Below are 25531 nucleotides of genomic sequence, written 5' to 3'. Positions count from 1 at the left end.
AGCCTGGCCTGAGCACACTGCGTTCCCGGCACTGCCCAGTGGGTGCCGGTGCGCGACGTCGAAGTCCAATACCGACTCCATCCGCCAGCCCCGCCGACACCCGGAGAACTGCCCATGTCGATCTCGACCGATGACCTTCAAGCCCAAGTGCTGGGCTTGCCGGAAGCAGAACGGGCGCGTCTGCTGGAGCTGCTGATCGCCAGCCTGGAACCTCGGACGCCGGCGCAGCAGGCCTGGATCGCCGAGGCCCAGCGGCGCCGCGAAACCGTGCGGTCAGGAGAGGTTCAGTTGGTGCCGGCGGATGCGGCACTGGCTCGTGTGCGGACCCGGCTGGCATGAAGCACTGGCTGCACCCCGAGGCCGAAGCCGAGTTGGGTGACGCAGCCATCTACTACGCGCAGCACGGCAGCCGCTCCATCGCCGAGGCCTTTCTGCTGGAGTTTGAGCGGGTCTGCGAGCTGCTGGCCGAAAACCCAGAGCGCGGGCCAATCGGCGATGCCGGCTTCAGGCTCTACCACTTCGAGCGCTTTCCCTACACGGTCATCTACGAGGCCGACCCGCAACGGGGGCTGGCGATTTACGCGGTCGCCCACCAGCGGCGCGCACCTGGCTACTGGTTGGAACGGCCTTGAGCCCATCCGGCCCCGGCCGGCGCCTGCGCCGCTTCGAGCTCGCCCTCGCCGCGCTGCTGCTGGCCGTCCTCGCGCTGGACTTCGCCTTCCCGCTGCCCCAGCCCGCCGCCGAATCGCCCACGCTGACGGTGCTGGCCGCCGACGGCACGCCGCTGCGCAGCTGGGCCAGCGAGGACGGCGCGCAGCGCCAGCCGACGACGCCCGAGGCCGTGTCGCCGCGCTACCTGGAGGCGCTGCTGCACTACGAGGATCGCTGGTTCCGCTGGCACCCGGGCGTGAACCCGGTGGCGCTGGCCCGCGCGGCCTGGCAGTGGGCGCGGCACGGGCGCATCGTGTCGGGCGGGTCCACGCTGACGATGCAGGTCGCGCGCCTTGTCGACGAGAAAGCCGCGGGCCGCAGCATCCCGGCCAAGCTGCGCCAGATCGCCCGCGCGCTGCAGCTGGAGCTGCATTGCAGCAAGCGCGAGATCCTGACGCTCTACCTGAACCTCGCGCCGATGGGCGGGCCGCTGGAGGGCGTGGAGACGGCCAGCCGCGCCTATTTGGGCAAGGGCGCCGCCGAGCTGTCGCCCGCCGAGGCCGCGCTGCTGGTGGCGCTGCCGCAGTCGCCCACCCGGCTGCGCCCCGACCGCGCGGTGCAGGCCGCCCAGGCCGCACGCGACAAGGTACTGACGCGCATGCAGACGCTGGGCGTCTGGCCCGCCGCCGTGGTGGCCGATGCCAGGCTGGAGCGCGTCTTCGCGCCGCCGCTGCGCGCCCGCTGGCTGGCGCCGCTGGCGGCCGAGCGGCTGCGCCAGCAGGCCAGGCGCGAGGGCCGAGCCGAGGCCGTCATCCAGACCACGCTGGACGCCGGCCTGCAGGCCCGCCTGGAGCAACTGCTGACCGACCGCCTGAACAGCCTGCCCGACGCGGTGTCCCTGGCCGCCCTGGTCGTCGACAACCGCACGCTGGAGGTGCGCGGCTATGTCGGCTCGGCCGACTTCACGGACCCGCGCCGCGGCGCCCATGTGGACATGGTGCGCGCCCAGCGCTCGCCGGGCTCGACGCTCAAGCCCTTCCTGTACGGCATGGCGCTGGACGAGGGGCTGATCCATTCCGAGAGCCTGCTGATCGACGCGCCGCAGAACTTCGGCGGCTATGCGCCGGGCAATTTCCAGGCGGACTTCTCCGGGCCGGTCAGCGTTGCTGAGGCCCTGCAGCGCTCGCTCAACGTGCCCGCCGTGGACCTGCTGGACCGCCTCGGCCCCGAGCGCTTCGCCGGCCGGCTGCGCCACGCAGGCCTGAGGCTGCGCATGCCGGCCAACGCGGCGCCCAACCTCAGCCTCATCCTCGGTGGCGGCAGCACCTCGCTGGAGGAACTGGTCGGCGCCTACACGGCGCTGGCGCGCGGCGGCCTCGCGGGGCGGCCCCGGCTCACGCCCAATGCGCCCGACGTGCCCGCCCGCGAGACGCGGCTGATGAGCGAAGGCGCCGCCTTCATCGTGCGCGAGATCCTCGAGAACGGCGGCCGGCCCGGCAGCCCGTTTCGCAAGACCAGCCAGCGCGTGGCCTGGAAGACCGGCACCAGCTTCGGCTTCCGCGACGCCTGGGCGCTGGGCGTGACCGACCGCTACAGCTTCGGCGTCTGGGTCGGCCGGCCCGACGGCACGCCCAACCCCGGCCATTTCGGCGCCAACACCTCGGCACCGCTGCTGCGCGACATCGCCGCCGCGTTAGGCCCCGGCGAGGCCCGCCAACAGCTGGCCCCGCGCCGCCAGCCCGACAGCGTGAGCGCCACCGCCATCTGCTGGCCGCTGGGCCTGGCCGAGGCCGGCACGCCGCCCGCGCACTGCCTGCAGCGCCGCACCGCCTGGACGCTGGACGGTGCCGTGCCGCCGACGCTGCCCGACCGCCTGCAGCCCGGCGGTCTCGTCGAAGCCGCCTGGACCCACGGCCAACAGCGCGTGCGCCCCGACTGCGCGCCCGACGCGACGCGGGTCGAGGCCGTGCGCTGGCCCACGCTGCTCGGCCCGTTTCTCGATGCATCCCGGCTGGACCCCGTCGAGCGCCTGCCCTGGGCGCCCGGCTGCGCACCGCGCACCGCGACGGCGCAGGCCCTGCGCATCGTCGGCCTGGAGCCCGGCACCGTGCTGCGCCCGGCCCCCGGGCTGCGCGACGTGACGCTGCGCCTGCAGGCCATCGGCGCCCAGCAGGGCCTGAACTGGCTGCTGGACGGCCAGCTCGTCGGCAGCAGCGACAAAGGCGGCGCGCTGCAGGTGCTGACGCTGCAGCAGCCCGGCGCCCATGCGCTGACGGCCATGGACGGCCGCGGCCGCTGGGCGCGCGTCGGCTTCGAGCTGCAGGCCGGCACAGCGGCGCGGGCGAGCAAAACTGCCACGCCGGCGCCCATGACGGGCCTCAGCCCCGCCGCTCTTCGCTAAGCTGCCATCCCTGGGCCCGATGATCCTAGAAACGGCAGTTGGGCAGGCCCGAGGGCACGCCGAGGCGGGCGGCTGGCAAGGCGCGACGACGAAGTGGGCTCATGCCCACGAGAAGGAGCAACGCAGCCAGCGGCCCGAAGCGGCGGACCAGCGGGCCTGCAGCGTTGCTGGCGCCCTGAGCCAGGTCTTGATGCGCTGAGACTTTCGATGGGTAGAAAGCGGTCAACTGCCGTTTCTAGGATGATTTGGCGTTCGCTGCACGAGTGGCCTCCCCGACGATGAATGAGCTGTTGATCTGGATCCTGGGCGCCGCGCTCGCGGTGGTGTTTGTTTGGCTGCTGTGGCTGGGCCGTCGGCGCCAGCGGCGTGTGCGCGACGCCGCCGCCCACCGCGAGGCCCAGCGCATCGCGCTGGAGCAGGCCGAGCACGAAGCCGCCGAGGCGGCCCGGCGCGAGGCCGAGCAGGCGCATGCACGCCAGCTGGCCGCACGCCAGGCCCAGGAAGAAGCGGAGCGCCGCGCAAGCGAGGCGCTCGAAGCCCGTGAGGCCGCCCGTCGGGCCGACGAGGCCGAGGCCGCCCGGGTTGCCGTCGAGGCCGCGGCCCGCGCCGAGGCGGAGCGCCTGGCCCGCGAGCAGGCCGAGCGCGAGGCCGCCGCAAGGGCCGAACGCGCCGCACGGGAGGCCGCGGCAGAGGCCGCCCGCCAGGCCGCCGCGGACGAGGCCTCACGCATCACCGCCGAAACCGAGGCCCGCGAGCAGGCCGAACGGGAAGCCGCCGAGGCCGCCGAGCAGGCCCGCCTGGCGCGCGAACGCGCCGAGCAGGAAGCCGCTGCGGCGGCCCGGCGCGCGGCGGCCGAAGCCGCGGCCCGCGCCGACGCCGAGCGCCTGGCGCGCGAGCAGGCCGAGCAGCAGGCCGCCGCCGCGGCCCGCGAGCTGCGCGCCGACGAAACCCTGGTGCTGGTGGCCGACGACTCCAAGATCGTGCGCGTCAAGCTCAGCCGGCTGCTGGCCACGCGGCGCTACCGCGTCGCGCTGGCCGAGAGCGGCGAGCAGGCGCTGGAACTGATGGCCGCCGAGCGCCCGCATGTGCTCATCACCGACGTCGAGATGCCCGGCATCGACGGCTTCGAGCTGACCCGCCAGGTGCGCGCCACCGCCACCACGGCCACGCTGCCGGTGCTGATGATCACATCCTCCGACGACAAGCAGGAAGCCGCCGCCACCGCCGGCGTGACCCAGCTGCTCGGCAAGCCCTTCTCCGAGGAAGCCCTGCTGGCCGCCATCGAACAGGCCCGGCTCGCGGTGCGCGTGCCGGCGTGAACCGGGTTCAACGTCGCAGCAGATTGGAGAGCGGCAGACGTTGCTTGCGGAACGCGCCCATGTCGTTCGCCAGCGTGCGTTCGAAGTCGTCGACGACGTGCTGCATGCACAGGACGCCACCCCAACTGCCCGGGGAGTAGCTTTCCGGGTCAAGGTCCACACGCCCTACCACGCGGAATGGGCACTGCTCTCTGACGAGCATCGCGTGGTCCATGCGGATCACATGCGGTCCTGCCAGCCTGCCAACGGCGAAGTGATGGATGTAGTGGCCGAAATATGTACCGGCGCGAAACGAGTCCGGGGCCGAATCCGGCAGATTCGCCATCACGAGCACTGCGTACTCGCAGCGTCCGCGCCGCTGATCGATCTTGCAGACGACGCCGCGATAGGTCTTCTGGCCGACCATCGTCAATTCAAGGCAATCGCCCAGCTCGAACAGCCGCCGCTTGACTTGCGGATACCGCCGGCGCGGACGCGGCTTGACCTTGGGCTGAGCAATTTGCTTCAACAGCCGATTCAGTACGCCATCCCTGGCCTTGGCAAGGTCGGGTGTGCCGCCATCGCTGAACCACAATGCACGGCTCTCGCCGCTGTCGAGGACCCGCAACAGGCGCGCGAGCAATACATCGTCGGGATGTCCAATCTCCCACAGCACCTTTACGCCGGCAGCAAGCAGGCATTCCAGTTCCAGCGCGTCGACCGCCTGGGCCTCGAAAGCCGCAATCCACTCACAAATCTGCTCCAGCGGCATCCCCGCGTCGTAGCGGTCCAACACGCCCTGATAGAGGTCGTGAGCCGCATCACTGTCGAGAACGCCTGCACCGCTAATCGACATGCTGTCGCCCCTGGTGGCTTCGCTGCACCTCGCGCGCCCACGGCGGCGCCCATTTCAGCAGCGGCGTGATCGCCACCATCAGCGAGCGCCCCTGCGCGGCCAGCCGGTAGCCGCTGCCGGCGTCGTGCTCCACCAGCAGCACGGCCCGCAGCTCGGCCAGGCGCTGGTTCAGCACCGAGGCCGACAGGTCGCCGCAGGCGGCCTGCAGCGCGCGGAAGTTCAGGCTCGTGTCCTCGGCGCGCAGCTCCCACAGGATGCGCAGCGTCCAGCGGCGGTGGAAGAGCTCCAGCGCCGCGTTGATCGCGTCCTTGCCCGAAGGCGGCTCCCCGGCCGCCGCGATCCGTTCCAGGCGCTTTGTCGTCATGCTTTGATTTTAGAAGCGGCTGCGGCTAGAGTTCGCACACCTCAACGCTTCTGATTTCGAAGCATGAACGACCCAACGACCGCCGCACCCCGCATTGCGCCCCGCACGCTGCCCCTGCCGCCCGAGCTCGCCGAGCGCATGGCCCGGCTGCTGCCACCCGGCGTGGCGCCGCCGCAGATCTTCCTGACCGTGGCCCGCCACGGCGAGCTGTTCATGGAGATGGTGGACAGCGGCTTCCTCGGCCCGACCGGCCTGGCGGACCGCCGACGCCTGCCGCCCCTGCTGCGCGAGGCGCTGGTCCTGCGCACCTGCACGATGGCGCGCTGCGACTACGAGTTCAACCTGCACGAGCAGACCATCTCCCGCCGCATGGGCCTGAGCAGCGCACAGATCGAAGACCTGCGCCGGCCCGCACCCGACCCGGTGCTGTGGACGCCGGCCCTGATCGCCGCGCTACGCCTGGTGGACGGCCTCGTCACTCGCATCGCCGTGGACGACGCGACCTGGGCCGCGCTGCGCGAGCACTTCGACGAGCCGGCCCTGATCGAGATGACCCAGCTCGTCGGCCACTACACGGGCGTGGCCATGCTGGCGGCGCTGGCGCGGCCGGCCTGGGACCGCTATCGCTGACCGGGCTTCGTCGCGACTATCGCCCTCTCCGTCAACGGCACCGCGAGCACTGTCCCGAACCGTGACACCTGGCCCGGCCCGCGCTGCTCCAGCCCGGGACGCCGGCGTGGCCGCGGTGCCATGCGGTTGTTCCACGGTGGCAATTCCGTCGGCGCGGTTGACGGTGGTCAAAGCCGGGCCAACCGGGCGCTCCTAGCCTGCATGCGAACTCGGCTTTCATCCACGGAGAGATACCCATGAAATCACGCTTGTGTTCACTGCCCGCGATGTCGAGGGCCGCGGTGCCGGCCTGGACAGCGCCTGCCCCCGATGACGCCGCCATGCTCAAGCTGGCCACCGGCAGCGGCTGCATGATCTGCCACCACATCGAACCCGGCACCACGGGCCCGGACGGGCTCGGGCCCATCGGCGCGACGTGGCGGTGAAGTACGCAGCGTGGCCGGCGCGCAGGACCAGCTGACCCGCACCGTGATGACCGGCTCCAACCCCTACAGCAGCCACTGGAAGGGCAAGGTCAGCGGCCTGGCCATGCCGCCCAACGAGGTCGCGATCAAGGAGGCGGATGCGCGGCAACTGGTGGGCTGGATCCTGAAGCTGGACGCGCCGAAGTGATGGGTGCAGGCGCGCGGGGCTGACTGTCAACGCCGCGACGGCTGGCCGCGCTATCGTCGGCCTGTCGTCCCATCACCCGCGAGCCCCACGATGCGCCTCGTCCTCATCACCACGCTGGCCCTTGCCGCCGCCACGGCCGCGCAGGCCGATTCCTTTGTCTCCTCCGCTGCCGGCGCCGGCTCGGCCTCGTCGGGCAGCGTGTCGGAGTCCTTCAAGCAGTCCTCCGGCAGCAGCAGCGGCGGCGAACGCCACGCCGAGGGCCGCTACCGCGTCACCGAGGTGGCGCGGGCCGAGGAGGCCGGCAAGCTGCGCCTGACGCTCAGGCGCGACGGCGCCGAGCCGGTCGAGCTGACCCTGCCCCGGCAGGCGCTGGCCGCGCGCGCCGTCAACGTCGGCGACGAGGTGCAGGCCACGCCCCAGCCCTATGGCACCGCGTTCGCGCATGCCGACACCGGCCAGGCCTTCTACCTCGTGCTGGAAGACGCCTGGCATCGCGAGCTGGCGGCGCGCGTCGTCACGCCTTGATCCGCGTCGCCGCGGCGGCGGCCTTCGCGCTGGCTGCGCACACGGCTCAGGCCGGCTCGCCGCCGCGCGGCTGCGACCGCAGCCATGACATCACGGCTACGCAGCAGGACCGGCTGCTGCGCTTCGCGGCCGTCATCCGCGAGGCGCTGGCCCAGTCCGGCGCCCGGGCCGCGCTGATCTCGCGCTCGGGCACCGACCTGTCGCGCTTCGGCCTGCGCTACTCGCACGCCGGCATCGCGCTGGCCGACGGCCTGGGCAGCCCCTGGGCCGTGCGCCAGCTCTATTACGCCTGCGCCGAAGGCGCGCCGCGCCTGTTCGACCAGGGCCTGGCCGGCTTCGTGTCGGGCAGCGACGACGCCGACCTCGGCCATGTCAGCCTGCTGCTGCTGCCGCCCGAAGCCGCCGCACCGCTGGCCGCGGCGACGCTGGACAAGGGCATCGCGCTCGGCCTGCTGAATGCGCGCTACAGCGCCAACGCCTATCCCTTCAGCACGATGTTCCAGAACTGCAACCAGTGGGTCGCGGAGCTGATGGCCGCAGCCACGGCCGGCAGCGCGAGCCGCGAGGAGGCCCAGTCCTGGCTGAGGCGCGAGGGCTATGCGCCCGAACCGGTGCAGGCCTCGCCCTGGCTGATGCTGGCCGGCCGCTTCGTGCCTTGGCTGCATTTCGGCGACCACCCGGCCGAGCAGCTCAACGCCGGCATCGTGCAGACCAGCCTGCCGGCCAGCCTGGAGGCCTTCGCGGCGCGGCGCTGGCCCGCCGCGCGGCGCGTCGAGTTCTGCCATGGCCCGCAGGGGGTGCTGAGCCGCGATGACGGCGCGCCGCTTTCCGCCGGCTGCCTGCCGCAGGCCGGGGACCGGCACCGCGCTAGCCCCGCGCCGGAATCCTGAGCCCGCGCTGCACGGCCGGCCGCGCAAGGAAGGCCTGCAGCACGCGGTCGACCTCGCGGAAGCCGGCATAACCGACCAGCTCGCCGGCGCCGTAGAAGCCGATCAGGTTGTTGACCCAGGGAAAGGTGGCGATGTCGGCGATGCCGTACTCGTCGCCCAGCAGCCAGGCCTTGCCCTTCAGCTGCGCATCCAGCACGGCGAGCAGCCGGCGCGCCTCGGCCGCGTAGCGGTCGCGCGGGCGCTTGTCCTGGAAGTCCTTGCCGGCGAATTTGTGGAAGAAGCCGACCTGGCCGAACATCGGCCCGATGCCACCCATCTGGAACATCAGCCACTGCAGCGCCGCGTAGCGCCGCGCCGGGTCTTGCTCAAGTGAAGGCAGCAGCCGGCCGGTCTTGTCGGCCAGGTAGACCAGGATGGCGCCGCTCTCGAACAGCGGCAGCGGCGCGCCGCCCGGGCCGTCGGGATCGATGATGGCCGGGATCTTGTTGTTCGGGTTCAGCGACAGGAACTCGGGGCTGAGCTGGTCGTTGCCGTCGAAGCTGACGAGATGGGGCTCGTAGGCCAGGCCGGTCTCCTCCAGCATGATGCTCACCTTCACGCCGTTGGGCGTGGGCAGGGAGTAGAGCTGCAGGCGGTCCGGGTGGGCGGCGGGCCACTTCTTCGTGATGGGGAAGGCGCTGAGGTCTGTCATGGCGGGCGACTGTAGGCGCCGCTGCCATGGCCTGCGGCGCATGGGGTCTACGCAAGCCGTTTCAGTAGCGCTCGACGTGCACCGACGCCCGCGGCCCCGGCTCGTAGGGGTCGGGCCAGTAGTCGGTCACGCGCGCGATCAGGCCGTCCTGGATGTCGAAGATCGTCAGCCCCGTCATCGTCGGTGCGCTGCTGACGAAGTCGATGCGGGTCATCGCGCCGGCGTCGTCGGCGATGCACTTCTGCACCTCGACCCGCCAGGGCTGGGGCCAGGTGGCATAGTAGTCCACATAGCCCAGCGCGCCGCGGATGCGCTCGCGGCTCTGCGGCGCCTCGTAGACCAGGGCGGGGTGCAGCAGCCGGGCGAACGCGACCCAGTCGTGCGCGTTGGCGAGCTGCCAGTGGCGGAGGACGAGGTCGCGGGTCGACAGGCTCATGGCGGGCGGGTCGGGGTGGGCCTGCGCCGACTATGCCAACAAAGCGCCCGCCGGGCGGCGTGAAAATGCCCGCATGTCTTCTCCCTCCCCCACCGCCACGCCCCCGTCCAGGCTGGCCCTCTATCTGCAGCTGATCCGCTGGGACCGCCCCGCCGGCTGGCTGCTGCTGCTGTGGCCGACGCTGTCGGCGCTGTGGATCGCTGCGGACGGCTTCCCCGGCTGGCATCTGCTGGCCGTGTTCACCCTCGGCACGGTGCTGATGCGTTCGGCGGGCTGCTGCGTCAACGACGTGGCCGACCGCGACTTCGACCGCCACGTGAAACGCACCGCCCAGCGCCCGGTGACGACGGGCGCCGTGTCGGTGAAGGAGGCGCTGGGGCTCGGCGCGGCCCTGGCCCTGCTGTCCTTCGGCCTGGTGCTGACGACCAACCCGCCCACCATCGTGCTGAGCTTCGCGGCGCTGGCCGTGGCCATCGCCTACCCCTTCGCCAAGCGCGTGCTGGCCATGCCGCAGGCCGTGCTCGGCGTGGCCTTCTCCTTCGGCATCCCGATGGCCTTCGCGGCGGCGCTGGGCGGCACGGAGTGGAATCTGCGCTCGGTGCCGCTGTCGGCCTGGGCGCTGCTGGTGGCCAATCTGTTCTGGGTGCTGGCCTACGACACCGAATACGCGATGGTGGACCGCGACGACGACCTGCAGATCGGCGTGCGCTCCTCGGCCGTCGCGCTGGGCCGCTTCGACGTGGCGGGCATCATGGCCTTCTACGCCCTCCACCTCGGGCTGTGGACCTGGCTGAGCCTGCGGCTGGGCCTCGGGCGCTGGTTCCTGCTCGGCGTGGCCGTGGCGGCGGCGCAGGCGGCCTGGCATTTCGTGCTGATCCGCGGGCGCGAGCGCGAGCCCTGTTTCCGCGCCTTCCGCGCCAACCACTGGCTGGGCTTCGCCCTCTTCGCCGGCACGGTGCTGGACCTCGCGCTGCGCCATTGATGCCCAGGGGCCTGCGCCGCAGAGCCCTTAGCAGAGGCGCATGAAATTCCCATTACATTCGTCCCGAGGCGGCAGCGACCGCCCTTCGATGAACGAATTTGCAGGGAGTGATGCGATGTCGAATCCGATCCGCGGCGTTGCGGCGTTGGTCCTGGGCCTGGTGTTGGGCGGCTGCGGCGGTGGCGGCGGCCCGGCCGGCACGCCGATGTTCGGCGGCAGCTCGGGCTCGTCCGGGTCGTCCGGCTCTTCCTCGGGCAGCGCCTCGTTCGGCCCGGCCGGCCCCTCGTCGAGCTTCGCGCAGCAGTGCGCCGCCAGCAACACGCTGGCCGCCGCCAACCTGCGCACGTCCACGCTGGACACCGAGAAGAAGTGGCTGCGCGCCTATTTCGACGAGGCTTACCTCTGGCGCGATCAGGTGCCCGCCGTGGACCCGAGCGGCGCGGCCTACGGCGGCAGCGACGCCTATGTCGCGATGGACAACTACTTCCAGGCGCTGAAGACGACGCAGCTGACCGACAGCGGCCGGAAGCGCGACCGCTTCAGCTTCACGATCTCGACCGCGTCCTGGAACGCGCTGTTCGCCGACGCCGTCGAGGCCGGCTACGGCATCGAGTGGAAGCTGACGAACACGACGCCGCCGCGGCAGATCCGCATCGCCTACGTCGAGCCGGGCAGCCCGGCCGAGCAGGCCGGCCTGATGCGCGGCGACCAGCTCGTCAGCGTGGACGGCACCAGCGCCGATGCCGCCGACCAGGCCGGCGTGGACGCGCTGAACGCGGCCCTGTTCCCCAGCGCGCTGAACGCGCCGCACAGCTTCGTGTTCACGCGCGCCAACGGCGCGACGGTCAACCGCAGCCTGACCAGCGCGAACGTCACGAAGACGCCCGTGCCCATCGCCCGCATCGTCACGACGCCGGCCGGCACGCGGGCGGGCTATCTGGTCTTCAACGACCACATCGCGCCGTCCGAGGCCCAGCTCATCACGGCCATGCAGGGCTTCCAGGCCCAGGGCCTGCGCGAGCTGGTGCTGGACCTGCGCTACAACGGCGGTGGCTATCTCTACATTGCCAGCGAACTGGCCACGATGATCGCCGGCACCGTCGCCACCAGCGGCCACAACTTCGAGTCGCTGACCTACAACGCGCGGCGCAGCGGCGACAACACGTCGACGCCCTTCCAGAGCAAGTCCTGCTATCTCGTCGGCAACAACTGCACGAACGCACAGCCGCTGCCGGCGCTGAACCTGACGCGCGTCTATGTGCTGGCGCAGTCGGGCACCTGCTCGGCCAGCGAGACCCTCATCAACGGCCTGCGCGGCGTCAATGTCGACGTGGTGCTGGTGGGCGGCAAGACCTGCGGCAAGCCCTATGGCTTCACGGCCAGGGACAACTGCGGCGTCAGCTATCTGCCGATCGAGTTCGCCGGCGTCAACGACAAGGGCTTCGGCGACTACGCCGACGGCTTCGAGCCCACGGCGGGCGCCGACACCGGCAAGCGTTTCGTGCACGGCTGCAGCGTCGGCGACGACTTCGCGCATGCGCTGGGCGACCCGTCCGAGGCCATGCTGGCGACGGCCCTGGGCCACCTGGACAAGGGCAGCTGCCCGGTCCTGCCGGGCGCCGCGGCTGCCACCATGCATGCGCAGAGCACGGCCACCGGCGAAGGCGCCGTGCCACTGCTGCCCAGGCGACATCCGGGGCGCAGCAACGCCGTGCTGCTGCCGCGTTAGGGCTCGTGTCGGAATTCTGCGGGCCGAGCGCCGGGCCTGCCATTGGCCGGAGGCCAATGGCCTTCCGTAGGCACAAGCAGTCCGCAGGGACTGCCTGTGTCCGACTCCAGTTCCCAAGCCGGCCCGCCTGAGGCCGGACACGGCAAGTCCTGTGGACTTGTCGTGCCTGCCGAAGGGCTGCGGCGCAAGCCGCGGCGCGGTCTGCAAGACCGGCCAAGGTAGACCTTGGACGAGGGGCTTCAAAAGCGGGCGCGGATCGCGTCCATCCAGCGCAGCAGGGCCAGAGTTTCGGCGTGGGGCATGCGCGGGCTCTCCGGCAGGCCGGCGCGGATGCAGGCCTGGGCCTCGGCGATCTCGCCCTCGAAGCCGTTGGCGACGAAGGGCGCCGCCTCGCGCTGCATCGGCGCCTTGCGCACGACGAGTTCGACGGCCTCGGCCTGCCAGAAGTCGGTCGGGAAGCGCAGCGCCGCCTGGGTGCCCAGCGCCTCGAAGGCATTCATCGAGTGGGCGTCGAAGCCGCAGCGGAACTGCGAGACCACGCCGCCCGGGAAATGCAGCGTCACGTGGACGGCGGCGTCGACGCCGGTCGGCGCCAGCTGGGCCTGCACGTCCAGCGCGACCGGCTCGGGACAGGCGCCGTCGTTCATCTGCTGCAACACCCAGCGCGTGACGGCCAGGTTGTAGATGCCGATGTCCCACAGCGCGCCGCCGGCCAGCGCCGGGTTGAAGGCGCGGTGCTGCGGGTCGTAGCGCGCCGAGAAGCAGAAGCTCGACTGCATCGCGCGCAGCTCGCCGATGGCGCCCTCGCGCAGCCAGCGGCCGGCCAGCTCGTAGGCGGGCAGGAAGCGCGTCCACAGCGCCTCCATCAGGAAGACGTGCCGCTCGCGCGCCAGGTCCACGAGGGCCTGGCCCTCGTCCAGCGACGTGACCAGGGGCTTCTCGCACAGCACCGGCTTGCCCGCGAGCAGGGCCGCGCGGACGTATTCGGCGTGGTGGGAATGCGGCGTCGCGATGTAGACGGCGTCCACCGTGGCGTCGGCCAGCAGCTCGGCGAGGTCCGTCGTCACGCGGGCGGGCTCGCCGCCGTGGCGCCACTGCTCGGCAAAGGCCTGCCCCTTGGCCGCGTCGCGCGCGAACACGGCAGCCAGGTGCGCGCCCGGCACGGCGGCCAGCGCGCCGGCAAAACGGTTGGCGATGCCGCCGGGGCCGATGACGCCCCAGCGGAAGATATCGTCACGGGCCATGGCTGAGTGCCTTCACGAGGTCGGATTGCGTGAGGATGCCGACGAGCCGCGCCTGCTCGCCGACGATGGGGATGTGGTGGTGGCCGGTGTCGGAGAACAGCGGCACCAGCTCGGCGATGGCGCGCTCGGCGCTGGCCACGCGCACCTGGCGGCTCATGATCTGGCCGACGACCTCGGGCTTGGTCGAGTGCGTGGCCGGCGACGGCCGCAGCAGCGCCTGCAGCCGGCCGGCCAGGCCCTCGCGCTGCTCGGCCTCCGCGGCGCGCATGAAGTCGGCCCGCGTGACGATGCCGACGATGCGCTGCACGCGGTCCACCACCGGCAGGGCCTTGATGCCGTGCTGCTGCAGCAGCGCCCAGGCCTCGGCCAGCGGCGTGCCGAACTCGACGCTGATGACGGGGCTGGACATGATGTCCGCGCAGCGCAGGCCGCCGAGGCGGTTGCGGTAGCTCAGCAGCTCGGCCTCGTGCAGCAGGTCGGCGAGGTCGTCGCGCGGCACGTCCAGCACCTGGTTGTAGCGGGCCAGCACGGCGTCCAGCTCGGCATCGCCGAAGCGCGGCGGCGCGACGCTGGCGCCCTGCGGCTGCGGCGCATGCGCCTGCTGGGCATGCGGGTAGCGGCGGCCGGTGAGCGTGTTGTAGGCCATGCCGGCCAGCACCAGCAGCAGCGAGTTCAGCGCCACGGGCACGAAGGCGAAATGCCAGTCGTGCGTCGCGGTCAGCACCATCAGCAGGCCGGCCGCGCCGCCGGGCGGGTGCAGGCAGCGCAGCGTGAACATCACGGCGATGGCCAGGGCCACGGCGACGGCTGCCACCATCAGCGGCGGCAGCGGCAGCCACTGCATGCAGGCGATGCCGACCAGGGCCGACAGCGTGTTGCCGCCCACCACGGCCCAGGGCTGGGCCAGCGGGCTGGCAGGCACACCGAAGATGAGCACCGCGCTCGCGCCCAGCGGCGCGACGAGCCAGGGCAGGCCCGGCGCCATCGCCGCATGGCTGAGCAGCCCCGCGAGCAGCAGGCCGAGGCCGGCGCCGAGCACGACACGCAGCCGCTCGCGCGCATTGACCGCCTGCGGCGCAGGCCGCAGCGCGTTCAGCCAGGCGAGAACGCGGTCGGGCAACGGGGCAGCGGTGTCGGGCATGGGCGGCGGCAGGGCAGGAAGGCCAGGCCGCCGATTGTGTCCGCCACCGGCGCCGTTGCCGGTTCAAACGGGTTTCATGGAGCCCCTCGTCTGGTCTCGCCGCGCTGAACGCGGGCGAGTCCGGCCGGTCTTGCAGACCGCGCAGCCGACGGCGCGCGCTGCTCTTCGGCAGGCACGACAAGTCCACAGGACTTGCCGTGTCCGGCCTCAGGCGGGCCGGCTTGGGAACTGGAGTCGGACACAGGCAGTCCCTGCGGACTGCTTGTGCCTACGGAAGGCCATTGGCCTCCGGCCAATGGCAGGCCCGGCGCTCGGCCCGGAATACCCCTGCTAGCCTTTACCGAGCAGCCCGCTCATCTGCGCCTTCAGCGTCACGGCCTGGGCGCGGCGCTCCTTGGTCGCGGCGCGCTGGTAGGCGACCTCGGCCTTCTCGCGCAGCGCCACGGCGCGCTCCAGCGCCTCCTGGTAGCGCTCCACCGTGTAGGTGTTCTCGGTGCCGATGTAGACGCTGCGCGCCAGCGGCGTTTCGCCGAAGCGCGGCAAGGTGACGGCGAAGCTGCAGTCGCGCACCCGGCTGCCGGCGCGCTGGCGCACGATGGGGCCGGAGATGCCCGAGGGCAGGTCGCTCTGCTTCTTGCGGCTCGGCGTGCGGCGCAGCCTGGACGGCGCCGGCATCGTCGCGATGCGCTTGAGCAGCTCCTTGGTGGCCAGTGCCAGCGCCTTGCGGGCGCCGCTGCCATCCTGGCTATGGTCGGAGTAGAGCTTGGTGCCGCCGTAGCGCAGCTGCCAGCCATGTGTCGACAGATGGTCGATCCGTTGAATGCACTGCGGCACGACAAAGCGTTCGCCGCTGAAGATCACCACGTCCCGGGTCTTCATGTTTTGCCCCTTCTTCTATCGCCCGCCGTCGCGGTGCGCGGCAGGTCGTCTAACGCCCCTCTGGTGCGGTTGAGTTTAGAAGCGTTTATGGTCGAGTCGCGAATTTATGACTCCGTAAAAACACTTCCATCCCCACAGCGTCAGCTCAGCGACAGCCGACGGACCCATCGGGCGGGGGACGCCGCTAGCGGCGCGGCCGCCCCGGGCGTTGGCCGGCCAGGGCCGGAGCGAACAGCTCCATCACGCGCAGCTGCGCGCCGCCGCGGCTGAACACCGAGTTGCGCGACCACTGCATCTGCGCCGGCAGCGGCGCGCCGACGGCGGCCTGCCACTGGCGCGCCGCGTGCCGGCGCGTGTGGCCCTGGCGGGCCAGGCGGCGCGGCTGCAGCTCGCTGCGATGGATGCGGTAGTCGTCGTAGAGCAGATGGGCCAGCGGCCGGCTGCCCAGGCCCTTCAGCGCGCGCCAGGGGCCGGTCGTCGCGCGCTGGTGCACGGCCGAGCGTGCCCAGACCAGCGGCTCGCCGTCGACGCGCAGGATGACCTCGCGCACCACCGTCAGCCCACGCGGCGGCAGGCCCAGGGCCAGCCGCTCCAGAGCCCGGAAGGGCGCGACGCCCTGGCGCAGCAGCTGCACCTCGAAGCGCGCGCCCAGCTTGGCCAGACGGCGGCTCAGCGAGCCCGGTGCGCGCAGCCAGTCGCGCAGGCTGTCTCTGGTCGCAATGCCCACTCAGCCAAACTCGCGACCGAGTTCCGCCGCACGCTTCTGCGCGGCCAGCACCGCGCGGCGGATGGCCGCGTCGACGGCATCCGCCTGCATGGCCGTGATGGCCGCATGCGTCGTGCCGCCCTTGCTGGTCACGCGCTCGCGCAGCGTCGTCGGCGATTCGTCGGAGGCCAGGCCCAGGGCCGCGGCGCCAGCGCAGGTCGCCAGCGCGAGGCGCCGGCCCTGCTCGGCCGTCAGGCCCATGTCCACGGCCGCGGCCATCATGGCCTCGACGAAGAAGAAGAAATAGGCCGGACCCGAACCCGACAGCGCGGTGACCGCGTCGAGGTCCTCTTCGCGCTCCACCCACAGCGTCTGGCCGGTCGGCGCCAGCAGGCCCTCAATGGTGGCGCGCTCCTCGGCCGACACCGCCGGCCGCGCATACAGCCCGGCAATGCCCTGGCCGATCAGCGCCGGCGTGTTGGGCATGCTGCGCACGACGCGCTCGCTGCCGCTGGCCCGCGCGATCGAGGCGGAAGGGATGCCGGCCATCACCGACAGCTGCAGCGCGCCGCCCACCCAGGCCCGCAGCGGCGCGGCCGCCTCGGCAAAGAGCTGGGGCTTGACGGCCCAGACCACGGTGCCGGCACGCCCCAAGCTGGCGTCGCCCGCGGCCAGCGCCTGCAGGCCGAACTCGGCCCGCAGCTTGTCGCGCTGCGGTGCATGCGGCTCGACGACGTGCAGCTGCGCGGGTGCCAGGCCGGCCCGCAGCAGGCCGCCGATGATGGCGCTGGCCATGTTGCCGCCGCCGATGAAGGCAATCACTTGGGAACTCATGCGCGAAGTCTAAGCGTCGCGTTTTTCCGCAGGCGCCGAGACACAAAGTAGCGACACGGCCGGGCTATGGTTGCCCCATCCACTGCCGCCCGCCGCCATGCTCCTGTCGCGCCTCGCCACCGTCCTGCTGCCCTGTGCCCTGCTGGCCGCCTGCGTCGGCGGCCCGCCGGCGCCCAAGCCCTGGGCCGAGACGGCGACGCAGCAGCTGCACCTGGCGCTGGCGGGCTTCGAGGTGCAGGGCCGGCATGTCAGCCTGACCCGCAGCGCCGCTGCGCCGGCCGCAACGCCCGTCATCGTCTACCTGCCCGGCCTCGGCCAGGGCAGCCAGGCGCACGACAGCGGCCAGCGCTGGGCGTCGGCCTGGGCCCAGGCCGGCTACACGGTGCTGGCCGTGCAGCCGCTGGAGGCCGATGCGGCGGCCTGGCGCTCCGAGCTGGCGCGCACGGGCGAGTTCCGCGAGCTGGGCCTGCTGCACTACGGCGACGCGCTGCGCGCCGAGCGGCTGGACGCATTGCGCCGCCTGCTGCCCGCGCTACGCGCTGCGCAACCGGCGCTGGACTGGGGCCATGCCGCGCTGGCCGGCTACGAGACCGGCGCGCAGACGGCGCTGGATGCACGCGCCGACGCCGGCTGGCAGGCCATCGTCGCGATCAGCCCGCCGGCCATGCGGGCGCCCGCCGGCGGCGCGGCCACGCTGCTCGTCACCAGCGAGCTCGACCAGGACCCGCTCGGCCTGCTGCACCGCCCGGCCGAGCGCCGCCAGGCCTTCGACGGCTTCGCGCTGGGCAGCGGCTGGCTGTTGACGCTGGGCGGCGTGTCGCATGCGGCCCTTGCCGGCACGCTGGCGCCCGAGGGCTGGCATGCGCAGGACCAGCACCGCATGCAGAACGGCGGGATGGGCGGCGGCACGAGCGGCCGCAGGCGGGGCGCCGCGGAGGGCGGCGGCCCGCAGGGACCGGCCGGCGGTGGCGCACGCGGCCCGCGCAGCGGCAGCGCGACGGAGGCGGCCCAGTCCGACGTGGGCGAGGGCTTCCGGCTCAGCACGGCCTTCATCGATGCGCAGCTGCGCGGCGCGACGATGCCGGTCAGCACCGCGCTTTCGGCACGTTAGCCGTTTCTAGGCTCAGAGCTTGAGAGTTTTTCGGCCGTGCCCGAAAGGCGCGTCAAAACGCCGCCGATCTAGGCGCAAAGCACAGCCATAGCTCGGGCTATGGCGAGCATTTGCAACGACGAGCGGGGGTGTTTTGGCGTGCAAGGCGGGCAGGGGTGAAAGACTCTCAAGCTCTCAGTCTTCCAAGCCGAGGAAGCCGCCGCTCTGGTGCGCCCAGAGCCGCGCATAGATGCCGTTATGCGCCAGCAGCTCGGCATGGCTGCCCTGCTCGACGATGCGGCCGGCGTCCATGACGACGAGGCGGTCCAGCGCGGCGATGGTGGACAGGCGGTGCGCGATGGCGACCACGGTCTTGCCTTCCATCAGCGAATACAGCGACTGCTGGATGGCGGCCTCGACCTCGCTGTCCAGCGCGCTGGTCGCCTCGTCCAGCAGCAGGATGGGCGCGTCCTTCAGCATCACGCGGGCAATGGCGATGCGCTGGCGCTGGCCGCCCGAGAGCTTGACGCCGCGCTCGCCGACATGGGCCTCGAACCCGCTGCGGCCCTTGGCGTCGGACAGGCCGGCGATGAATTCGTCGGCATGCGCGCGCCCGGCGGCGCGCTCCAGCTCGGCGCGGCTCGCGTCCGGGCGGCCGTAGAGGATGTTGTCCGCCACCGAGCGGTGCAGCAGCGAGGTGTCCTGCGTGACCATGCCGATGTGGCGGCGCAGGCTGTCCTGCGTGACGTGACTGATGTCCTGGCCGTCGATCGTGATGCGGCCGCCGTCCGCCGGCAGGTCGTGCAGGCGCAGCAGCAGGTTCACCAGCGTGCTCTTGCCGGCACCGCTGCGGCCGACGAGGCCGATCTTCTCGCCGGGCCGGATCGTCAGGTCCAGGCCGTCCACCACCACCTTGCCGTTCGGGTAGGCAAAGCGCAGCTGCTCGAAGCGCACCTCGCCGCGCTGCACGGTCAGCGCGGTTGCACAGTTCGCATCGACGACGGTCTGCGGCTTGCTCAGCGTGGCCAGGCCGTCCTGCACGGTGCCGATGTGCTCGAACAGCGACGCCATCTCCCACATGACCCAGTGCGAGATGCCGTTCAGCCGCATCGCCATCGCGGTGGCCGCCGCGACCGCGCCGACGCCGATGGCCGACACGCCCCACAGCCACAGCGCCAGCAGCGCCGTGCTGCCGACGAGCAGGGCCGACAGCAGCGCGTTGACGACCTCGAAGCCGGTGACAAGGCGCATCTGGCCATAGGCCGTCAGCATGAAGTCCTGCATGGCCGCCTTGGCATGGGCGGCCTCGCGGCGGCCGTGGGCGAAGAGCTTGACGGTGGCGATGTTGGTGTAGGCGTCGGTGATGCGGCCCGTCATCAGGCTGCGCGCATCGGCCTGGGCCTGGGCGATCTGCCCCAGGCGCGGCACGAAGAAGCGCAGCGCCAGCAGGTAGAGGGCCAGCCAGGCCGCGAAGGGCAGCATCAGCCGCGCGTCGAAGCTGGCGACGATGCCGACCAGCGTGCCGAAATAGACGGCCACGTAGACGAGGATGTCGACGACGATGAGCCAGGTGTCGCGCACGGCCAGCGCCGTCTGCATGACCTTGGTGGCGATGCGGCCGGCGAACTCGTCGCCGAAGAAGGCCAGGCTCTGCGCCAGCATGCGGCGGTGGAAGATCCAGCGCAGCCGCATCGGGAAGTTGCCGAACACGCCCTGGTATTTGGTCAGCGCCTGCGCGGCCGCGAACGCGACGAGGGCCGCCAGCGCGGCCAGCAGGCCGTGCACGACGGGCTGGGGCCGGCTCCACAGCTCGGCCGGCTTGAGGGTGGACAGGCCGTCGACGAGGGCGGCCATCAGGCTGAACAGCAGGGCCTCGGCCGCCGCGATGCCGGCCGTGAACAGCGTGACGACGAGGAGGTGGCGCTTCACGCCGTCCGCGCAGCGCCACAGGAAGGCGAAGAAGCGCGCCGGCAGCGCCTCCGGCTGGGCGGCGGGCCCGGCCGGCTCGGGATAGGGGTCGACGAGGCGCTCGAAGCGCGCGGTCAGCGGTTGGAAGAGGGAAGCCATCCGGCGAGTGTCGCCGGGCAGTGCTGCCAGCGCATGGCATCAGGCCCGCGGGCCTGGCCTCGACGGCTCATACGGGTTTGCAATCAAAGTGATAACAAGGCGCGAAGCCGCAGACAGTGCTTTGGCACGGCAAGGCGAAGCAACGCAGTGAGCGCTTTGATTGCGAAGCCGTATCAGTGGCTGGCGGCCGAGGCCGGCGGCACCGGCACGACGACGCCGGGCGTCAGCGAGATCTCGTCGGCCGCGGTGACGCCGGTGACGAAATAGCGCGTCTCGCCGAAGCAGGAGCCCGGCAGGCCGACCTTCTCCTCGTAGTGCAGGTTCACGCGCTTGCCCATGACCTTGTTGATGGCCTCGGCCGTGGCCGCGTCGTGCACGGTGAACTGGAACTTCTCGACCGTGCTGGTGCCGGGCAGGGACACGAGGGCCTGCTCGCCCTCCCAGGTCTTGCAGACCCAGCCCTTGCGCGAGAACTTCTGCACCCAGCCGGCGCGCTCGCCCTCCGAATAGCTCCAGCGCCAGGCAAAGGCGAACCAGGCCGCGATCAGCAGCAGCAGGGCGACGACGGACAGGGCGATCTTCAGGCGCATGGCGGAGGGTGGCAGCGGTGGGCGCGGCGATTGTGCTTCAGCGCATGCCCAAGATCATCAGGCCCAGGCCCGCGATGCCGACCATCCAGACCGCCGTGCAGACCACCAGGGACAAGAGCTTGGGCATCGCTGACTCCTCGGGTTGGAGGTTTCAGGGGTGGCGGCAGCCTACGTCAGCCCGGGCGCCCGCCAAAGCGGGTTTGCGAGCGCTCGCGCCACGCCCGCAGCGCCCGGCGGTACTCGTCCATCGCGAGGTCGTGCAGGTCGAAGATGCAGGGCGAGCAGCCGTTGCCGCAGCAGGCGTCGAAGTCGGGCTCCGGCGGCGGCTGGGGCATGGGGTCGGGATCGGGATCGGGGGGCGCGGTCATCGCGGTGGATTGTCCGGCGACGTGAATCGCCGGCGGCCGTCCTAACGAATTCCTGATGCCGGCGCGCCTAGCATCGACTCACCCCAGTCCCAAGGAGAGCAGCGTGCTCATCGTCACCACGGAAAACCTCGCCGGCCACCGCGTCGTCGAGGTCAGGGGCCAGGTCTTCGGCGTCGTCGTGCGCAGCCGCGGGCTGGCGGGCAACATCCTGGCGGGGCTGCGCTCCCTCGTCGGCGGCGAGATCACCGAGTACACGCTGCTGCTGGAGGAAGCCCGCCGCCACGCCATCGACCGCATGGTCAGGAACGCCAGCCTGATGGGCGGCAATGCCGTCGTCATGATGCGCTTCGACTCGTCGGAGATGGGCCAGACGATGAGCGAGATCGTCGCCTACGGCACGGCCGTGGTGGTCGAAAAGCTGCCGGCCTGAGCCATGCTGCGCAGGCTGCTGCTCATCGTCGCGCTGGCGGTCGGCGCGGTCGGCCTGGGCGCCCGCTTGGCCGGCCATCGCGACGCGACGCCCCTTGCGATCTGGGGCGGCATGATCGCCGCGGCCGTGCTGGTGGAGCGCTGGCGCTACAAGGACCGCCGCACCGAGGACGGCGACGGCTGGCAGAAGACCGACGAGCGCTTCATCGACCCCGAGTCGGGGCAGGCGATGCAGGTGTTCTACGACCCACATAGCGGCGAGCGGCGCTACGAGCCCGCCGACTGAACGCCCGGGCGGCGGCCGGGCAGCGCAGGCCCGGCAAGTTAGCCTTGAGGGATGGACTCGCTGATCTCCGCCGCCGCACGCGCCCTCGCCGCCGGCGACGCGCTGCGGGCGCTCAAGCATGTCGCGCTGCGGGACGACCCGCCGGCGCTGGCGCTGCGCGGCATTGCGATGGCCCAGCTCGGCGAGCTGGCGCGCTCGCGCGAGCTACTGAAGCGCGCGGCGCGCGGCTTCGGTGCGCACGAGGGGCTGGCGCGGGCACGCTGCGTCGTTGCCGAGGCCGAGGTGGCGCTGGCGCAGCGCGAGTTCGGCGCTCCGCCGCGCGCGCTGGCCACCGCGATGGCCACGCTGGAGGCGCATGGCGACCGCACGAACGCGCTGCAGGCGCGGCTGATCGCGGCGCGGCGCTGCCTGCTGCTGGGCCGGCTGGACGAGGCCGCCGCGCTGCTCGCGCCGGTCGACACGCTGGGCCTGCCGCCGCTGCCGGCGGCCGTGGCCGCGCTGGCGGCGGCGGAGCTGGCCCTGCGTCCGCTGCGCATGGCCGACGCCCGGGCCGCGCTCGCGCGAGCCGAAGATGCGGCGCGGCGTGCCGGCATCCCGGCCCTGCAGGCCGAGGTCGCGCAGGCCCAGGCCCTGTTGCTGCAGCCGGCCGCGCGGCGCATGGACGGCGGCGCGCCGCAGCCGCTGCGCCTGCACGAGGTGGCCGCGCTGCTCGGCTCGGATGCCCTCGTCGTGGATGCATGCCGGCATGCGCTGCGCGCAGGCGACGCGGTGCTGCCGCTGGCGCGCCGGCCCATCCTGTTCACGCTGCTGCGGGCGCTGGCCGAGGCCTGGCCGGGCGACGCGGGCCGGGATGCGCTGATCGCGCGGGCCTTCCGCCTGCGCGAGGCCGACGAGACCCATCGTGCGCGGCTGCGCGTCGAGATGGGCCGGCTGCGCGCACTGGTGGCAGGCCTGGCCGACATCGAGGCCACGCCACGCGGCTTCGCGCTGCGTCCCCGCGACGGGCGCGAGGTGGCGGCGCTGGCGCCGCCGATGGACGGCGAGCAGGGCGAGCTGGTGGCGCTGCTGGCCGACGGCGCGGCCTGGTCGACCTCGGCCCTGGCCCAGGCCCTGGGTGCCAGCCAGCGCACGGTGCAGCGCGAGCTGGCCGAGCTGGAGGCCGCCGGCCGCGTGCGCGCCATCGGCCAGACCCGGGCGCGACGCTGGCTGGCGCCGCCGCTGACGGGTTTCACGACGATCTTGTTACTCCCCGCCGCGCTGCCGCCTGAGTAGATTTCGGTCATGCGCCAAACACGGCGCGCCGCCAGGAGCGACCCATGAGCACCAAGACCCAGACCGCCGAGATCGTGCGCGAATACGGCCCCTTTGCCGGCGTTGCCAACATCGGCGGCGTCACGCATGACGGCGAATGCGTCTGGGCCGCTGCCGGCGCGGCGCTGCTGGCCATCGACCCGGCGAGCGGCGAGGTCGTGAGGCGTATTGCCCGCGCGGCCGACGCGGGCACGGCCTTCGACGGCCGCTACCTCTACCAGATCGCCGAATCCCGCATCGACAAGATCGACCCCGCCAGCGGCGAGATCGTGTCGTCCATCCCGGCGCCGGGCCAGGGCGGCGACTCCGGCCTGGCCTGGGCCGAGGGCAGCCTCTGGGTGGGCCAGCACCGCGGGCGCAAGATCCACCAGATCGACCCGGCGACGGGCGCCATCCTGCGCAGCATCGAGTCCGACCGTTTCGTGACCGGCGTGACCTGGGTCGACGGCGAGCTCTGGCACGGCACCTGGGAGGGCGAGGCGAGCGACATCCGCCGCATCGACCCCGGCAGCGGCGCCGTGCTGGAGCGCCTGCAGATGCCGCCCGGTACCGCCGTTAGCGGCCTGGAGTCCGATGGCGCCGACTTGTTCTACGCCGGCGGCGGCAACTCCAGCAAGGTCCGCGCGGTGAAAAAGCCCCCTCGCCCAGCCTCGCCCCGCTGAACGCGGGCCAGCCTGGTCGGTCCCCCGAGGGGACGGCGATGCTTGCCGGCTCGACCGGCAAGCACATCGCCTGACGGGCCGGCTTGGGAGCGGCCCGGCGCTCGGCCCGAAGACCCCCCATTGATTCCCCCCGAGCAACGCGCCCCACCCGGCCGGGTGGAGCCGCTGCATTTCCTCACAGAGCTGATCCAACCCAAAGAGAGACACCATGAACGCCCCCACACCCCACCCCATCGTCACCCGCGACCGCTGGATCGCCGAACGCAAGGCCCTGCTCGCCCGCGAGAAGGAGCTGACCCGGCTTGGCGACCGCATCGCGCAGGAGCGCCGCGCGCTGCCCTGGGTCAAGCTGGACGACACCGCCTATGTGTTCGACACGCCGGCCGGCCCGCGCCGGCTGTCCGAGCTCTTCCAGGGCCGGCGCCAGCTGCTGGTGCAGCACTTCATGCTGGCGCTGGGCTGGGAGCAGGGCTGCAAGAGCTGCTCCTTCATGGCCGACCACCTCGACGGCATGGCCCCCCACCTGGCCCATCGCGACATCGCGCTGCTTGCCGTGTCGCGCGCGCCGCTGGACGAGATCGAGGCCTTCAAGCGCCGCATGGGCTGGCAGTTCGCCTGGGCCTCGTCGCACGGCAACGACTTCAACCGCGACTTCCACGTCAGCTTCACGTCGGCGGACCGCGTCGACGGCGCGGTCTACTACAACTTCCACATGACGCCCTTCCCGCTGGAGGAGGCGCCCGGCATCAGCATCTTCTGCAGGGACGATGCCGGCCAGGTCTTCCACACCTACTCCACCTTCGGGCGCGGCGTGGAAGTGATGATGGGCGCCTACAGGCTGGTGGACCTGACGCCCAAGGGCCGCGACGAGGCGGGCGGCGGCGGCATGGCCTGGGTGCGCCACCACGACCGCTACGAGGACCTGGCCGCGCCGGCAGCGAGCTGCTGCGGCGCCAAGGCCTGAGCGTCATGAGCGGCGGCGGCATCGGCATCTGGCCCTGGCTGGCCGTGGCCGGCGCCGGTGCGCTGCACGGCCTCAACCCCTGCACCGGCTGGGCGCTGGCGGCGGCCTGCGGGCGGCGCGACCGCCGCCTGGCATGGCGCGCGCTGCTGCCGCTGGCCCTCGGGCATGCGGCGTCGGTGGGGCTGGTGGCGGCGCTGGTGGCCGCCGGGCTGGCCATGGACCGCCTGCCCTGGCTGGCCGGCGCCGGATTCGCGGGCCTGCTGCTGCGGCTGGGGCTCGCGCGCCGGGGCGGGCCGGTCGGGGCAGGAGCGTGGGCGGCAGAGATTGCGGCCCGCGTTGAGCCCGCATGGGGGGCGAAGCAAGGCGCGGTGCGCAGCCCGGGCTTGCCGCCCGGGCCAGCGGCGCAACGCCGAATCGCCCCCCATGCGGGCTCAACCCTTCGGGCCGGGGCGATTTGCGGGGCCATCCTGCGTTGCCGGCTCGTTGTTGGCCCCCATCCAACGCCTCGCCGGCGTCTTGACTGGCCCCGCAACTCGCCCCGGCGCGGGCCGCTATCTCTGCCGCCCACGCTCCTAGGCCTGTGGTCCTTCAGCGTCGCCACCGCCCATGGCAGCGGGCTGATGCTGCTGCCGGCGCTGCTGCCGCTGTGCCTGAGCGCCTCGCCGGCCCGCGAGATCACGGCGTCGGGCTCGCTCGCGCTGGCGCTCGCCGCGGTGGGCGCCCACATGACCGCGATGCTGGGCGCCACGGCCCTCGCGGCCTGGGCCGCGCTAATCCGAAGTTCCGGTCAATCAGGCCGTCAGATTGGCGACTGATCCCTTGCAGATCAACGAGTTAGGCCTTTGATCGGACTTCATTTTGTAGGCATGTAAATGCCTTGAATTCTCTTTATGTA

30 protein-coding genes are annotated in these 25531 nt (G+C 72.2%); 18 read left to right on the top strand and 12 right to left on the bottom strand.

The window, feature by feature from the left end; translation table 11 throughout:
• Window positions 1-114 precede the first annotated feature (114 nt).
• From NYP07_RS18425 to NYP07_RS18410, 4 genes are all read left to right on the top strand, one after another.
• Window positions 115-339 carry an addiction module protein gene (locus tag NYP07_RS18425; RefSeq protein ID WP_268153065.1) on the top strand — a complete coding sequence of 75 codons (225 nt, stop codon included), beginning with the start codon at window positions 115-117 and terminating at the stop codon, window positions 337-339.
• Window positions 336-632, top strand: coding sequence for a type II toxin-antitoxin system RelE/ParE family toxin (locus NYP07_RS18420; protein WP_268153063.1), 297 nt, complete (start codon window positions 336-338; stop codon window positions 630-632). Before NYP07_RS18425 ends, NYP07_RS18420 begins: the two co-directional genes overlap by 4 nt.
• Window positions 629-3052: a penicillin-binding protein 1C gene (gene pbpC, locus NYP07_RS18415; protein WP_268153061.1), complete on the top strand. Its 2424-nt coding sequence runs from the start codon at window positions 629-631 to the stop codon at window positions 3050-3052. Before NYP07_RS18420 ends, pbpC begins: the two co-directional genes overlap by 4 nt.
• A 278-nt stretch (window positions 3053-3330) precedes the next feature.
• Window positions 3331-4371 (top strand): response regulator, encoded by a 1041-nt coding sequence (locus NYP07_RS18410; protein WP_268153058.1) that lies wholly within the window; start codon window positions 3331-3333, stop codon window positions 4369-4371.
• A gap of 7 nt (window positions 4372-4378) precedes the next feature.
• On the opposite strand, the gene NYP07_RS18405 is transcribed toward NYP07_RS18410, so the two are convergent.
• Together NYP07_RS18405 and NYP07_RS18400 are read right to left on the bottom strand one after the other, a co-directional pair.
• Window positions 4379-5143 carry a hypothetical protein gene (locus tag NYP07_RS18405; RefSeq protein WP_268153056.1) on the bottom strand — a complete coding sequence of 255 codons (765 nt, stop codon included), beginning with the start codon at window positions 5141-5143 and terminating at the stop codon, window positions 4379-4381.
• Between the two features lie 52 nt (window positions 5144-5195).
• The gene (locus NYP07_RS18400; RefSeq protein WP_268153054.1) at window positions 5196-5570 is read right to left on the bottom strand and encodes a winged helix-turn-helix transcriptional regulator; all 375 of its coding nucleotides are present in this window, start codon (window positions 5568-5570) and stop codon (window positions 5196-5198) included.
• A gap of 63 nt (window positions 5571-5633) precedes the next feature.
• On the opposite strand from NYP07_RS18400, the gene NYP07_RS18395 reads away from it, so the two are divergent.
• The 5 genes from NYP07_RS18395 to NYP07_RS18375 all read left to right on the top strand — a co-directional run bounded on the left by NYP07_RS18395 (window position 5634) and on the right by NYP07_RS18375 (window position 8227).
• Window positions 5634-6200: a carboxymuconolactone decarboxylase family protein gene (locus NYP07_RS18395; RefSeq protein WP_268153052.1), complete on the top strand. Its 567-nt coding sequence runs from the start codon at window positions 5634-5636 to the stop codon at window positions 6198-6200.
• A 236-nt stretch (window positions 6201-6436) separates the two neighbouring features.
• Window positions 6437-6625 carry a hypothetical protein gene (locus NYP07_RS18390; RefSeq protein ID WP_268153050.1) on the top strand — a complete coding sequence of 63 codons (189 nt, stop codon included), beginning with the start codon at window positions 6437-6439 and terminating at the stop codon, window positions 6623-6625.
• A gap of 10 nt (window positions 6626-6635) precedes the next feature.
• Entirely contained in the window at window positions 6636-6812 is a 177-nt protein-coding gene (locus NYP07_RS18385; RefSeq protein ID WP_268153048.1) for a c-type cytochrome, read from the top strand.
• Between the two features lie 90 nt (window positions 6813-6902).
• A complete protein-coding gene (locus tag NYP07_RS18380; protein ID WP_268153046.1) occupies window positions 6903-7337 on the top strand; it encodes a hypothetical protein in 435 nt (144 codons plus the stop codon).
• The gene (locus tag NYP07_RS18375) at window positions 7334-8227 is read left to right on the top strand and encodes a DUF2145 domain-containing protein (protein ID WP_268153044.1); all 894 of its coding nucleotides are present in this window, start codon (window positions 7334-7336) and stop codon (window positions 8225-8227) included. The genes NYP07_RS18380 and NYP07_RS18375 overlap by 4 nt, the downstream gene beginning before the upstream one ends.
• Here the strand turns inward: NYP07_RS18375 and NYP07_RS18370 are convergent.
• Complete coding sequence (locus NYP07_RS18370) at window positions 8205-8918, bottom strand: glutathione S-transferase N-terminal domain-containing protein (RefSeq protein ID WP_268153042.1); 714 nt, start codon at window positions 8916-8918, stop codon at window positions 8205-8207. The two genes, NYP07_RS18375 and NYP07_RS18370, sit on opposite strands and share 23 nt — an antisense overlap.
• A gap of 61 nt (window positions 8919-8979) precedes the next feature.
• Window positions 8980-9354, bottom strand: coding sequence for a nuclear transport factor 2 family protein (locus NYP07_RS18365; protein WP_268153040.1), 375 nt, complete (start codon window positions 9352-9354; stop codon window positions 8980-8982).
• 73 nt (window positions 9355-9427) lie between these two features.
• On the opposite strand from NYP07_RS18365, the gene ubiA reads away from it, so the two are divergent.
• The gene (gene ubiA / locus NYP07_RS18360; protein ID WP_268153038.1) at window positions 9428-10336 is read left to right on the top strand and encodes a 4-hydroxybenzoate octaprenyltransferase; all 909 of its coding nucleotides are present in this window, start codon (window positions 9428-9430) and stop codon (window positions 10334-10336) included.
• Window positions 10337-10451: 115 nt separating this feature from the next.
• On the top strand, window positions 10452-12065 hold the full coding sequence (locus tag NYP07_RS18355) for a S41 family peptidase (protein ID WP_268153036.1): 1614 nt from the start codon (window positions 10452-10454) through the stop codon (window positions 12063-12065).
• 239 nt (window positions 12066-12304) lie between these two features.
• Here the strand turns inward: NYP07_RS18355 and NYP07_RS18350 are convergent, their stop codons facing one another.
• The 5 genes from NYP07_RS18350 to proC all read right to left on the bottom strand — a co-directional run bounded on the left by NYP07_RS18350 (window position 12305) and on the right by proC (window position 16869).
• Window positions 12305-13309 carry a Gfo/Idh/MocA family protein gene (locus NYP07_RS18350; protein WP_268153034.1) on the bottom strand — a complete coding sequence of 335 codons (1005 nt, stop codon included), beginning with the start codon at window positions 13307-13309 and terminating at the stop codon, window positions 12305-12307.
• A complete protein-coding gene (locus NYP07_RS18345) occupies window positions 13299-14450 on the bottom strand; it encodes an HPP family protein (protein ID WP_268153033.1) in 1152 nt (383 codons plus the stop codon). Before NYP07_RS18345 ends, NYP07_RS18350 begins: the two co-directional genes overlap by 11 nt.
• Window positions 14451-14780: 330 nt before the next feature.
• Window positions 14781-15329 carry a hypothetical protein gene (locus NYP07_RS18340; RefSeq protein WP_268153032.1) on the bottom strand — a complete coding sequence of 183 codons (549 nt, stop codon included), beginning with the start codon at window positions 15327-15329 and terminating at the stop codon, window positions 14781-14783.
• A gap of 184 nt (window positions 15330-15513) precedes the next feature.
• Window positions 15514-16056, bottom strand: coding sequence for a chorismate--pyruvate lyase family protein (locus NYP07_RS18335; RefSeq protein ID WP_268153031.1), 543 nt, complete (start codon window positions 16054-16056; stop codon window positions 15514-15516).
• Complete coding sequence (gene proC, locus NYP07_RS18330) at window positions 16057-16869, bottom strand: pyrroline-5-carboxylate reductase (RefSeq protein ID WP_268153030.1); 813 nt, start codon at window positions 16867-16869, stop codon at window positions 16057-16059. It lies immediately after the preceding gene.
• Between the two features lie 97 nt (window positions 16870-16966).
• Between proC and NYP07_RS18325 the strand changes: the two genes are divergently transcribed.
• Window positions 16967-17980 carry an alpha/beta hydrolase gene (locus NYP07_RS18325; RefSeq protein WP_268153029.1) on the top strand — a complete coding sequence of 338 codons (1014 nt, stop codon included), beginning with the start codon at window positions 16967-16969 and terminating at the stop codon, window positions 17978-17980.
• 174 nt (window positions 17981-18154) lie between these two features.
• On the opposite strand, the gene NYP07_RS18320 is transcribed toward NYP07_RS18325, so the two are convergent.
• The 3 genes from NYP07_RS18320 to NYP07_RS18310 all read right to left on the bottom strand — a co-directional run bounded on the left by NYP07_RS18320 (window position 18155) and on the right by NYP07_RS18310 (window position 20984).
• Window positions 18155-20026, bottom strand: coding sequence for an ABC transporter ATP-binding protein (locus tag NYP07_RS18320; protein ID WP_378990273.1), 1872 nt, complete (start codon window positions 20024-20026; stop codon window positions 18155-18157).
• A gap of 173 nt (window positions 20027-20199) precedes the next feature.
• A complete protein-coding gene (locus NYP07_RS18315) occupies window positions 20200-20616 on the bottom strand; it encodes a hypothetical protein (RefSeq protein WP_268153028.1) in 417 nt (138 codons plus the stop codon).
• A gap of 173 nt (window positions 20617-20789) precedes the next feature.
• On the bottom strand, window positions 20790-20984 hold the full coding sequence (locus NYP07_RS18310; protein ID WP_268153027.1) for an oxidoreductase-like domain-containing protein: 195 nt from the start codon (window positions 20982-20984) through the stop codon (window positions 20790-20792).
• A 103-nt stretch (window positions 20985-21087) separates the two neighbouring features.
• On the opposite strand from NYP07_RS18310, the gene NYP07_RS18305 reads away from it, so the two are divergent.
• From NYP07_RS18305 to NYP07_RS18280, 6 genes are all read left to right on the top strand, one after another.
• On the top strand, window positions 21088-21414 hold the full coding sequence (locus NYP07_RS18305) for a YbjQ family protein (protein ID WP_268153026.1): 327 nt from the start codon (window positions 21088-21090) through the stop codon (window positions 21412-21414).
• A 3-nt stretch (window positions 21415-21417) separates the two neighbouring features.
• Window positions 21418-21699 carry a YoaK family protein gene (locus NYP07_RS18300; RefSeq protein ID WP_268153025.1) on the top strand — a complete coding sequence of 94 codons (282 nt, stop codon included), beginning with the start codon at window positions 21418-21420 and terminating at the stop codon, window positions 21697-21699.
• A 51-nt stretch (window positions 21700-21750) separates the two neighbouring features.
• A complete protein-coding gene (locus NYP07_RS18295) occupies window positions 21751-22971 on the top strand; it encodes an HTH domain-containing protein (RefSeq protein ID WP_268153024.1) in 1221 nt (406 codons plus the stop codon).
• A 44-nt stretch (window positions 22972-23015) separates the two neighbouring features.
• A complete protein-coding gene (locus NYP07_RS18290; RefSeq protein ID WP_268153023.1) occupies window positions 23016-23672 on the top strand; it encodes an NHL repeat-containing protein in 657 nt (218 codons plus the stop codon).
• A gap of 208 nt (window positions 23673-23880) precedes the next feature.
• Entirely contained in the window at window positions 23881-24636 is a 756-nt protein-coding gene (locus tag NYP07_RS18285; protein WP_268153022.1) for a DUF899 domain-containing protein, read from the top strand.
• A 5-nt stretch (window positions 24637-24641) separates the two neighbouring features.
• Window positions 24642-25451, top strand: a complete 810-nt coding sequence (locus tag NYP07_RS18280) for a hypothetical protein (RefSeq protein ID WP_268153021.1) — start codon at window positions 24642-24644, stop codon at window positions 25449-25451.
• The last annotated feature ends 80 nt before the right edge of the window (window positions 25452-25531 follow it).

It is taken from the genome of Pelomonas aquatica (assembly GCF_026712205.1).
Taxonomy (GTDB): domain Bacteria; phylum Pseudomonadota; class Gammaproteobacteria; order Burkholderiales; family Burkholderiaceae_C; genus Pelomonas; species Pelomonas aquatica.
Note: the sequence above shows the minus strand (reverse complement) of the source record. Positions and strands in the feature narration are given on the sequence as shown.

What these genes read in the sequence shown, in the direction of transcription:
- NYP07_RS18345 (WP_268153033.1), bottom strand. Translation starts at nt 14,450, where the DNA reads ATGCCCGACACCGCTGCCCCGTTGCCCGACCGCGTTCTCGCCTGGCTG.
- NYP07_RS18350 (WP_268153034.1), bottom strand. Translation starts at nt 13,309, where the DNA reads ATGGCCCGTGACGATATCTTCCGCTGGGGCGTCATCGGCCCCGGCGGC.
- NYP07_RS18310 (WP_268153027.1), bottom strand. Translation starts at nt 20,984, where the DNA reads ATGACCGCGCCCCCCGATCCCGATCCCGACCCCATGCCCCAGCCGCCG.
- NYP07_RS18395 (WP_268153052.1), top strand. Translation starts at nt 5,634, where the DNA reads ATGAACGACCCAACGACCGCCGCACCCCGCATTGCGCCCCGCACGCTG.
- NYP07_RS18355 (WP_268153036.1), top strand. Translation starts at nt 10,452, where the DNA reads ATGTCGAATCCGATCCGCGGCGTTGCGGCGTTGGTCCTGGGCCTGGTG.
- NYP07_RS18365 (WP_268153040.1), bottom strand. Translation starts at nt 9,354, where the DNA reads ATGAGCCTGTCGACCCGCGACCTCGTCCTCCGCCACTGGCAGCTCGCC.
- ubiA (WP_268153038.1), top strand. Translation starts at nt 9,428, where the DNA reads ATGTCTTCTCCCTCCCCCACCGCCACGCCCCCGTCCAGGCTGGCCCTC.
- NYP07_RS18300 (WP_268153025.1), top strand. Translation starts at nt 21,418, where the DNA reads ATGCTGCGCAGGCTGCTGCTCATCGTCGCGCTGGCGGTCGGCGCGGTC.
- NYP07_RS18390 (WP_268153050.1), top strand. Translation starts at nt 6,437, where the DNA reads ATGAAATCACGCTTGTGTTCACTGCCCGCGATGTCGAGGGCCGCGGTG.
- proC (WP_268153030.1), bottom strand. Translation starts at nt 16,869, where the DNA reads ATGAGTTCCCAAGTGATTGCCTTCATCGGCGGCGGCAACATGGCCAGC.
- NYP07_RS18380 (WP_268153046.1), top strand. Translation starts at nt 6,903, where the DNA reads ATGCGCCTCGTCCTCATCACCACGCTGGCCCTTGCCGCCGCCACGGCC.
- NYP07_RS18285 (WP_268153022.1), top strand. Translation starts at nt 23,881, where the DNA reads ATGAACGCCCCCACACCCCACCCCATCGTCACCCGCGACCGCTGGATC.
- NYP07_RS18400 (WP_268153054.1), bottom strand. Translation starts at nt 5,570, where the DNA reads ATGACGACAAAGCGCCTGGAACGGATCGCGGCGGCCGGGGAGCCGCCT.
- NYP07_RS18420 (WP_268153063.1), top strand. Translation starts at nt 336, where the DNA reads ATGAAGCACTGGCTGCACCCCGAGGCCGAAGCCGAGTTGGGTGACGCA.
- NYP07_RS18370 (WP_268153042.1), bottom strand. Translation starts at nt 8,918, where the DNA reads ATGACAGACCTCAGCGCCTTCCCCATCACGAAGAAGTGGCCCGCCGCC.
- NYP07_RS18290 (WP_268153023.1), top strand. Translation starts at nt 23,016, where the DNA reads ATGAGCACCAAGACCCAGACCGCCGAGATCGTGCGCGAATACGGCCCC.
- NYP07_RS18410 (WP_268153058.1), top strand. Translation starts at nt 3,331, where the DNA reads ATGAATGAGCTGTTGATCTGGATCCTGGGCGCCGCGCTCGCGGTGGTG.
- NYP07_RS18425 (WP_268153065.1), top strand. Translation starts at nt 115, where the DNA reads ATGTCGATCTCGACCGATGACCTTCAAGCCCAAGTGCTGGGCTTGCCG.
- NYP07_RS18325 (WP_268153029.1), top strand. Translation starts at nt 16,967, where the DNA reads ATGCTCCTGTCGCGCCTCGCCACCGTCCTGCTGCCCTGTGCCCTGCTG.
- NYP07_RS18280 (WP_268153021.1), top strand. Translation starts at nt 24,642, where the DNA reads ATGAGCGGCGGCGGCATCGGCATCTGGCCCTGGCTGGCCGTGGCCGGC.
- NYP07_RS18315 (WP_268153028.1), bottom strand. Translation starts at nt 20,616, where the DNA reads ATGCGCCTGAAGATCGCCCTGTCCGTCGTCGCCCTGCTGCTGCTGATC.
- NYP07_RS18320 (WP_378990273.1), bottom strand. Translation starts at nt 20,026, where the DNA reads ATGGCTTCCCTCTTCCAACCGCTGACCGCGCGCTTCGAGCGCCTCGTC.
- NYP07_RS18295 (WP_268153024.1), top strand. Translation starts at nt 21,751, where the DNA reads ATGGACTCGCTGATCTCCGCCGCCGCACGCGCCCTCGCCGCCGGCGAC.
- NYP07_RS18340 (WP_268153032.1), bottom strand. Translation starts at nt 15,329, where the DNA reads ATGAAGACCCGGGACGTGGTGATCTTCAGCGGCGAACGCTTTGTCGTG.